This window comes from Cyanobium sp. NIVA-CYA 375, from assembly GCF_056108345.1.
This window is the reverse complement of record NZ_JBSYHW010000348.1, coordinates 1-662: the sequence shown is the minus strand read 5'-3', so window position 1 is coordinate 662 and position 662 is coordinate 1. Positions and strand designations below refer to the sequence as shown.

1 protein-coding gene is annotated in these 662 nt (G+C 46.2%); it reads left to right on the top strand.

What is annotated here, in order from left to right; translation table 11 throughout:
* A partial coding sequence (locus AC01FP_RS18510; protein ID WP_474482336.1) for a hypothetical protein occupies nucleotides 1–662 on the top strand: 662 nt, incomplete at both ends.

The window sequence follows — 662 nt, the reverse complement described above, 5'->3', positions numbered from 1 at the left end:
CTGCTTGAACCGCTTAGTGGGCGGCTCTCGTACATATTCAACATCAAGTACCCACTCACCGACGACGAAACTAGGCCGAAGGTAGATGGGTGGCCCCACAATGTACCGGGGATATATAGGCTCTATAGCAAATTTCTTGATTTCAAATACTTCTATGGAATAAAGAGGCCAACTATAATTTGCGAAGGGAAAACTGACTGCATCTATTTGAGATTAGCAATCCGGAAGCAGGCAAAAAAATACCCGTCTCTCGCCGTGGTGTCTGGCAAGGATATCGCGATAGTTCCGCGTTGTTTCAAATATAATAATACAAGTGCTGCAATCCAATCTCTTTCAGGGGGGTTTGGAGAAATGCAAGCATTCATCGCAAGGTATAGGAGCGCTGTGGCATGGTTTTCTGCTCCGAAGCCTACCGCGCCCACAATCATAGTTATAGAGAATGACTCTGGCGCGAAGCCGATATTTGCAACTATAAAAACAGTAACTAAGGTAGCTTCCGTGGACGGGAAAGCGCAATTTTACCACATATACGGCAATTTATACGTCGTGCCGCTGCCGTTAGGCAACAAAAGCGAAGCAGACATCGAAACTTTTCTTCCCGCGTCGGTTCTGAAAGTGAAGCTTGGCGGAAAGAGTTTCTTCAAGGCAAACACGGGATTGAA